Consider the following 8,452-nt stretch of genomic DNA (forward strand, 5'->3'; position numbering starts at 1 on the left):
TGCGACGATCTTCCAATCCGGCTGCAGCTCGTGCAGCAGGGTACCCAGGGTGGCGCTCATGATGCCACCACCGATCAAGACGACATCGACGGTTTCGGTCACCGGAACAGTCTAGTTCGAGGTCGCGACACTGCTGACCATGCGGCCCGGCCTGATCAGACCGGATCCGCATGGCGGGGATGCGGACAGGCTATGACGCCAGGCGCTCGGCGAGGATCTCGGCGATCTGCACGGCGTTGAGAGCGGCGCCCTTGCGCAGATTGTCGTTGCTGATGAACAGCACGAGGCCCTTGTTCTCGGGTGCGGACTGGTCGGCACGGATGCGGCCGACGAAGCTCGGGTCCTTCCCTGCGGCCTGCAGCGGGGTCGGCACCTCGTCGAGCACGACGCCCGGGGCGGCCGAGAGCACCTCGGCGGCGCGCTGCGGGGTGATGTCCTCGGCGAACTCGACGTTGATCGAGAGCGAGTGCCCCGTGAAGACCGGCACGCGCACACAGGTGCCCGCCACGCGGAGGTTCGGGAGCTCGAGGATCTTGCGGCTCTCGTTGCGGAGCTTCTTCTCTTCGTCGGTCTCGTTCTGGCCGTCGTCGACGAGATTGCCGGCGAACGGGATGACGTCGAACGCGATCGGCGCGACGTACTTCTCGGGCTCGGGGAAGTCGATCGACGAGCCGTCGTGCACGAGGCGCAGCGTGTCGCCCTGAGCGAGCACACCCTCGACCTGACCGAGCAGCTCCTGCGCTCCGGCGAGACCGGAGCCGGAGACGGCCTGGTAGGTCGAGACGATGAGGCGCTCGAGGCCGGCCTCGGCGTGCAGCGCCTTCAGCACCGGCATCGCCGCCATGGTCGTGCAGTTCGGGTTCGCGATGATGCCGCGGGGGCGGTCATCGATCGCGTGCGGGTTGACCTCGCTCACCACGAGAGGAACCTCGGGGTCGTTGCGCCAGGCGCTGGAGTTGTCGACGACGACGGCTCCTGCCTCGGCGAAGCGGGGTGCGTAGGCACGGCTGGCGGTCGCGCCGGCGGAGAAGAGCGCGATGTCGATGCCCCCGGCATCCGCGGTCTCGACGTCTTCGACGATGACCGTCGCGCCGCCGAACTCGATGGCCGTGCCGGCCGATCGCGATGACGAGAACAGGCGCAGCTCGCGGATCGGGAAGGCTCTCTCGGCGAGAATCTCGCGCATCACGGTGCCCACCTGGCCGGTGGCGCCCACGATGGCGACGGAGAGTCCTGAGTCGGAGATGCGGGTCATGATGTTCCTTGGCGTCGTGCAGTACTGCAGGCGAGGCTTCGGGCGCGACGTCGGGATGCGGATGCCGCGCCTGGCGCCGATGTCAGGGTTTCGGTGAGTCTACCGTGCCGCCCGCGGGTCGAGGACGCGCGTGAGCGGGCGCCGGGCGTACGATGCTGCGCGGGTCAGCGACCGCTGCCGGCGTGGACGGTCGCCTCGGCGTCGCCGTCGAGACCGTACGCGGTGTGCACGGTGCGCGCAGCCTCCGCGAGGTCGGTGTCACGCAGCACCACCGAGATGCGGATCTCGGAGGTCGAGATCATCTCGATGTTGATGCCACCGGCCGACAGCGCCTCGAAGAGCGTCGCCGAGACTCCGGAATGCGTCCGCATGCCCGCGCCGACGACCGAGAGCTTGCCGATCTGGTCGTCGTGCACCAGATTCTGGAAGCCGACCTCGATCTGCTCGCCGGCCAGCGCCTTGAGCGCTGCCGCGGCATCGGCCTTGGGAACCGTGAACGAGATGTCGGTACGACCCGTGGCCGACACGTTCTGCACGATCATGTCGACGTTCGCGCCCGACTTGGCGACGATCTTGAAGATCTCGGCCGCCTTGCCCGGAACATCCGGAACGCCCGAGACGGTGATCTTGGCCTGGCCGAAATCGGTGGCGACCCCGGCGACGATCGGTTCTTCCATGGCTGCTGCTCCCTCGGCTTCGCGAGGGTTCTTCATGCCCTCGCCCAGAACGTATGTGCCCTCGGACGACGAGAACGTCGACCGGGCGTGGATCAGGACGCCGTGACGGCGTGCGTATTCGACGGCTCGGATGTAGAGCACCTTCGCGCCGTTGGCCGCGAGCTCGAGCATCTCTTCACTGGAGACGTGGTCGAGCTTCTGCGCCTTCGGGATGACGCGGGGGTCTGCGGTGAAGATGCCGTCGACGTCGCTGTAGATCTCGCAGACGTCGGCATCGAGGGCGGCGGCCAGGGCGACGGCCGTCGTGTCGGAGCCGCCACGACCGAGGGTCGTGATGTCGCGGGTGTCACGGTTGAAGCCCTGGAACCCGGCGACGATGACGATCGCGCCCTCATCCAGAGCCTCCCGCAGCCGGATCGGGGTGACATCGACGATGCGGGCCGCTCCGTGCTGCGAGTCGGTGATCATGCCGGCCTGGCTGCCGGTGAACGAGCGCGCTTCGAAGCCCATCGAGTGGATGGCCATGGCGAGAAGGGCCATCGAGATGCGCTCACCGCTCGAGAGCAGCATGTCGAGCTCACGGGGGGCCGGAATCGGGGCCACCTCGTTCGCGAGGTCGAGCAGCTCATCGGTCGTGTCGCCCATGGCGCTCACGGCGACGACCACGTCGTGCCCGGCGCGACGTGTGTCGACGATGCGCTTGGCGACGCGCTTGATGCTCTCTGCGTCGGCGACGGAAGAGCCGCCGTACTTCTGCACGATGAGGGCCACGTTCACTCCCTGGGATGTCGGGCGGATCCGCCCACCCTCATTCTACGAGCGCCGCATATGCGCCACGTCGCATGTGACGGTGTGGCCGGCCGCAGCCCCCGGGCGGGCGGCAGGCCTCCGGGCGGGCACAACTTCGGACCTGGTGACGGACACTCTGGCGTACGGCGACATTCCGCGGCGCGTCGCCCACAACATCCGACGTCGTGCCCAGCCGCGAAGAGATCGAAGGCCAGACGCTATGGGCGGGGCGAAAGGGTCGGGGAGCCCGGAAGGGCGAAAGGGCCGGGGAGCCGCGAAGGCGGGAGCCGGACCGGGTCTCAGGGGGCGGGCGGCAGCGGCGTGGGGGCGAGATTCGGAGCGGTGGATGCCGGAGGGCGGAAGCGTCCGCCTGTGGCGGCGAACCAGCATCCGACGATGATCAGCGGGAAGCCGATGAGCAGCCCCGGCGTCAGAGGCTCGGCGAGCACGAGGGCACCGAGGAGGATCGCGACCACCGGATTGACGTAGGTGAAGAGCGGCGCACGCACGGGGCCGACCTCGCGGATGAGCGCGAAGAAGGCGAGGAACGCGACAGCGGTGCAGATGACGGCGAGCGCGAGGAGCGCCACGATCGACGGCAGCGTGGGCATCCGGTGCTGCGTGAGCAGGCCTATCGGGAGGTAGATCACGCCGATCATGAGCAGCGAGAGCGTGATCGTGCCGAGCGAGGGAACGTCGTCGAGCTTGCGCGCCACGATGAACGGCGCGATCGCATACAGGATCGCGACCAGCAGCACCTCGCCCGCGGCGATCAGGTTGAGGTCGCCGCCGAAGAGGCCGGGACCCGCGACGACGATCGCGACACCGATGAAGCCGACGAGCAGGCCGATCGACCGCGAGGGGCGCAGCACCCCACGGTCTCCCCCGCCCAGCGCGATGAGCGCGGCGAACAGCGGCACGGTCGCGACGAGCAGGCCTGTCAATCCCGAGGACAGCGTCATCTCGGCGTGGCCGAGGAGGACGAAAGGACCCGCCATCTCGATCGCACCGAAGGCGAGCACCCAGGGCCAGTGCTTCAGCGCGGCGCGAAGCGCACCACCGCGGATCGCGAACGGCAGGAGCAGGAGGGCCGCGATCAGCGTGCGTCCTGCGACGATGGCCGGCGGCGAGAACGACTCGACCGCGATGCTGATGAAGAGGTAGGGAACGCCCCACAGCAGGGCCATCGCCCCGAAGAGCAGCCAACCGCGTCGCGAGAAGCCGCCCTGCGTGTTCACAACACGCGCCGGCCCTCGAATGCGCGCCCGAGTGTGACCTCGTCGGCGTATTCGAGGTCGCCGCCGACGGGAAGGCCGGAGGCGAGGCGTGACACGGTGATCTGCATCGTGGTGAGCAGGCGGCTGAGGTAGCTGGCGGTCGCCTCGCCCTCGAGGTTGGGGTTGGTCGCGAGGATGACCTCTTGCACCGTGCCGTCGGCGAGCCGCGTCATGAGCTGCGCGATGCGCAGGTCATCGGGGCCGACGCCGGCGATCGGGCTGATCGCGCCGCCGAGCACGTGGTACAGGCCCCGGAACTCGCGGGTGCGCTCGATCGCCGCGACGTCCTTCGCGTCTTCGACGACGCAGATCAGGGCGGGATTGCGTCGCGGATCGCGGCAGATCGCGCAGCGCTCCTGCTCTGCGACGTTGCCGCAGATCTCGCAGAAGCGGACCCGCACGCGGATCTCGATCAGCAGCTCCGACAGCCGCGCGACGTCGAACGTCGGCGTCTGCAGGATGTGGAATGCGATGCGCTGCGCGGACTTGGGGCCGATTCCGGGGAGCCGACCGAACTCGTCGATCAGCTCCTGGACGATGCCGTCGTACATCAGGAGAACCTCGTCGGGGGCTCGTAGGGCTCTTCGCGAACGAACGTCGCGCCGAGCACCTGGCGGATCACGGCCTCTCCGTAGCGCTGGACTCCCCCGGCGGGGGTGCGCTCGGTGACTACCGGGGCTGCGGCGGCCGAGGCCGCCTTTCGCACCGGCGCGGACTGCGCCGGCACGGAGGGAGCGGATGCCGGGCGGGCTGCAGGAGCGGACGCCTGCGTCGCCGGTGCCGGTTCGTAGGAGGGGTCGTACGGGGGCTCGTCGTCGAAGTACGGCGGCTCGTCGTCGAGCGGAGGCGGCGTCTCGTCGGCGCTCCGCGAGGGCTGATCGCCCGGTGACGGCCGAGTGGGGGCCGCTGTAGACGCGGAGGAAGCGACCGGAGACGCGGCGGCCGGTGCGGCAGCGGGCACAGCGGCAGGCTCAGCGACGGGCATCGATGCCGGGACGGGGTCGATGGACGCCGGGATGGACGCCACCGCCCACTCGGTCACCGGCGCGGCGGATGCACCTCGGGTCTGCGCGCGCGGTGGGCCCGCTGACGCAGGCTCCGATGCGGGCGCGTCGTCGGCGGGGCCACCCGACGACGACGTCGCGGGCTGGCGGGGCGCTCCCCCGGCGGGCATAGGGGCCGGCAGGGACTTGACGCGCACACCGACCTCCGGCTCGATCGCGGAGCGAAGGGGAGCCGAGGGGCCTGAGCCGGGAGTGGTCCCCTTGAACTTCGCGACGTCGTGCTGGCTGGCGAATCCGAGCGTGAGCACCTCGGTCTCGGCGGCGAACGCGAGCGGCTGCACGCCCGTCGCGAGGAGCCAGGAAGTGCGGCTGACGCTCTCGAGACGCTTGAGCACCGCCGGCCACGCGGCGGTGATGTGCTCGAGGGTGACCGGGCCCGATGGGATCACAGGAGCCACGCCGTCGGAGCCGGATGCCGTGACCGACGTCGTCTCGGCGGGAGCAGCGGTCTCAGCGGGAGCAGGGGCCTCGGCGGGAGAGGCGGTCTCGGCGGCCGCAGCAGCAGAGGTCGTCTCGGCGGGAGCGGTGGGACCGGATTCCGACACCTCGCTCGGTGCCGCGTCAGCTGCCTCGACTGCCCCGGATTCGGCGGAGGCGGCAGGCGCGGGTGCGGCGGCAGCAGCAGGCGCGGGTGCGGCGGCAGCAGCAGGCGCGGGTGCTGCGGCAGCAGCAGGCGCGGGTGCCGCCGCTCGCGCGGGCGCGGATGCGGCCGGAGAGGACGCGAGCGCATCTGCGGTGCCCGTGTCACCCGCAGCGGTCAGCACGCGCGCGACCATCAGCTCGAGATGCAGTCGAGGCGATGTCGCACCGGACATGTCGTCGAGCGCCGCGCTGACGACGTCGGCCGTGCGCGAGAGCCGCGCGGATCCGAATCCCTCGGCCTGCGTGCGCATGCGCGCGAGCTCGTCTTCGGCGATGCCTCTCAGCACCGACGATGCGCCGGGCCCCACGGCGGCGATCACGATCAGGTCGCGCAGTCGCTCGAGCAGGTCGTCGACGAAGCGGCGCGGGTCCTGCCCGGTCTGCACGACGCGGTCGATGGCAGGGAACGCCGCCGCGGCGTCGGCGGACGCGAGAGCGTCGACGATCTCGTCGAGCAGAGCCGCATGCGTGTAGCCGAGCAGCGCCACAGCGCGCTCGTAGGCGACGGTCACGGTCTCGGAACCGGCAGGCGAGTCGGAGCCCGCGATGAGCTGGTCGAGCAGCGACAGGGTGTCTCGCGGCGACCCGCCACCCGCTCGCACCACGAGCGGCAGCACGCCCTTCTCGACGATCACTCCCTCTTCGGCGCACAGCTTCTCGACGTATTCGAGCATCGCCGCCGGGGGCACCAGCCGGAACGGGTAGTGGTGGGTGCGCGAGCGGATGGTGCCGAGCACCTTCTCGGGCTCGGTGGTCGCGAAGATGAACTTGACGTGCTCCGGCGGCTCTTCGACCAGCTTGAGCAGCGCGTTGAACCCCTGAGGCGTCACCATGTGCGCCTCGTCGAGGATGAAGATCTTGTAGCGGTCGCGGCTGGGGGCGAACGTCGCCCGTTCGCGCAGGTCGCGGGCGTCGTCGACGCCGTTGTGGCTGGCCGCGTCGATCTCGACCACATCGAGAGATCCTCCGCCGGCGCGCGACAGCTCGACGCAGCTCGGGCAGGTGCCGCAGGGCACGTCGGTCGGCCCTTCGGCGCAGTTGAGGCAGCGGGCGAGGATGCGCGCGGACGTCGTCTTTCCGCACCCACGCGGGCCGGAGAACAGATAGGCGTGGCCGACACGGTCACCGCGGAGCGCGGTCATCAGCGGTTCGGTCACCTGGGACTGCCCGATCATCTCGCCGAACGACTCGGGGCGGTAGCGGCGGTAGAGGGCTGTGGTCACCAGAACAGCCTACGGCGTGCCACCGACCTTGCGGCAGGCGAGAGCGGCATCCGCGCCTCATCCCCCGTCCCCAGCTGCACGACGACGCCCCACCTGCCGGATGCCGGCGAGGTGGGGCGTCGATGAGTGCGCGGAAGGAGGAGCTCAGTCGATCGGTTCGATCACCGGAATCGCCGTGGTGATCACCGGGACGGATGCCGACAGGCGCGTGCCGTCTTCGCGCAGCGCGTCCGCGAACTGCCGCAGCGACGGGCGTCCGGGAATCATCGGACCCTGGTCTGCGAGGGGCACGATGACCTCTTCGTCGACCGCGGCGATGTACGCGTCATCCCGGACCGTGAACGCCACCGGATCGCCGCTGACCACCCGCACGCGGAGCTGGTCGGTGGTGAGCGTGATCTGCAGCGACGACCCCTGCCACTGCAGCGGGTACGACAGCGACGGCCAGTCGGCGGGAAGCCGCGGGTCGAAGCTGAGTTCGCCGGCGTAGTCGCGCATTCCGCCGAAGCCGCATACGAGGGCCGTCCACACTCCTCCCGCAGAGGCGACGTGCACGCCGTCGGCCGCGTTGTGGTGCAGGTCGTGCAGGTCGACGAACAGCGACTGCCGGAAGTACTGCAGCGCGAGATCCTGGTAGCCCACCTCGGCGGCGAGGATCGACTGCACCACGGCCGACAGCGTCGAGTCGCCGGTGGTCAGCGGGTCGTAGTAGTCGAAGTCCGCCTTCTTCTCTTCGGGGGTGAAGTGGTTGCCCTGCAGGAACAGCGCGAGCACGACATCCGCCTGCTTGAGCACCTGGAACCGGTAGATGACCAGCGGGTGGAAGTGCAGCAGCAGCGGCCGCTGCTCGGGCGGCGTGTGGGCGAGATCCCAGACCTCTCGCTCGAGGAACAGGGAGTCCTGGGGGTGGATGCCGAGTCGCTCGCTGAACGGGATGAACATCGCGTCAGCTGCCCGCTCCCACCCCTCGGCCTCGCCCTCGTCGAGCCCGGTGCGCTCGACGACCCTGGCGAACTCCTCGCCGTTCGCCTCCTGCGCCTCGCGCACGACCCGCGCCGCATAGCGCAGGTTGTAACGGGCCATGACGTTCGTGTACAGGTTGTCGTTGACGACCGTGGTGTACTCGTCGGGCCCTGTCACACCGTGGATGTGGAAGGTCTCGATGCCGTCGTCGTCCTTGGTGTCGGCGACGAGCCTCGAGGTGCGCCAGAAGCCGAGCGTCGCCCACAGCCGGGCCGTCTCGATGGCGATGTCGATGCCCTCGCGACGCAGGAAGTCGTCGTCACCGGTCGCGCGCACGTACTTGCCGAGCGCGAAGCTCACGTCGGCGTTGATGTGGTACTGCGCGGTGCCGGCGGCGTAGTAGGCCGAGGCCTCCTCGCCGTTGATCGTGCGCCAGGGGAACAGAGCGCCGGCCTCGTTGAGCTGCGCCGCACGGCGACGGGCCGCCGGAAGCATGAGCGCTCGTGCCCGCAGCGCGTTGCGTGCCCACTGGGGCGACGTGTAGGTGAGGAACGGGAGCACG

General features: G+C 70.0%; 6 protein-coding genes and 1 pseudogene. All 7 read right to left on the reverse strand.

Going from position 1 to position 8,452, the window contains the following annotated elements:
• A pseudogene (locus J7E68_RS19810) lies at nucleotides 1-102 on the reverse strand (malate:quinone oxidoreductase); the annotation flags it as partial.
• A gap of 88 nt (nucleotides 103-190) precedes the next feature.
• The gene (locus tag J7E68_RS11345; RefSeq protein ID WP_215172659.1) at nucleotides 191-1,255 is read right to left on the reverse strand and encodes an aspartate-semialdehyde dehydrogenase; all 1,065 of its coding nucleotides are present in this window, start codon (nucleotides 1,253-1,255) and stop codon (nucleotides 191-193) included.
• Between the two features lie 164 nt (nucleotides 1,256-1,419).
• Entirely contained in the window at nucleotides 1,420-2,703 is a 1,284-nt protein-coding gene (locus J7E68_RS11350) for an aspartate kinase (RefSeq protein WP_215172661.1), read from the reverse strand.
• 317 nt (nucleotides 2,704-3,020) lie between these two features.
• Nucleotides 3,021-3,959 carry a DMT family transporter gene (locus J7E68_RS11355; protein ID WP_215172663.1) on the reverse strand — a complete coding sequence of 313 codons (939 nt, stop codon included), beginning with the start codon at nucleotides 3,957-3,959 and terminating at the stop codon, nucleotides 3,021-3,023.
• Nucleotides 3,956-4,549 (reverse strand): recombination mediator RecR, encoded by a 594-nt coding sequence (recR, locus tag J7E68_RS11360; RefSeq protein WP_215172665.1) that lies wholly within the window; start codon nucleotides 4,547-4,549, stop codon nucleotides 3,956-3,958. The genes J7E68_RS11355 and recR overlap by 4 nt, the downstream gene beginning before the upstream one ends.
• Nucleotides 4,549-6,927 carry a DNA polymerase III subunit gamma and tau gene (locus J7E68_RS11365; protein ID WP_215172667.1) on the reverse strand — a complete coding sequence of 793 codons (2,379 nt, stop codon included), beginning with the start codon at nucleotides 6,925-6,927 and terminating at the stop codon, nucleotides 4,549-4,551. Before J7E68_RS11365 ends, recR begins: the two co-directional genes overlap by 1 nt.
• A gap of 144 nt (nucleotides 6,928-7,071) precedes the next feature.
• On the reverse strand, nucleotides 7,072-8,452 hold a 1,381-nt coding region (locus J7E68_RS11370), incomplete at its 5' end, for a glycoside hydrolase family 65 protein (protein ID WP_285225253.1).

This window comes from Microbacterium sp. ISL-103, from assembly GCF_018613995.1.
Classification (GTDB): domain Bacteria; phylum Actinomycetota; class Actinomycetes; order Actinomycetales; family Microbacteriaceae; genus Microbacterium.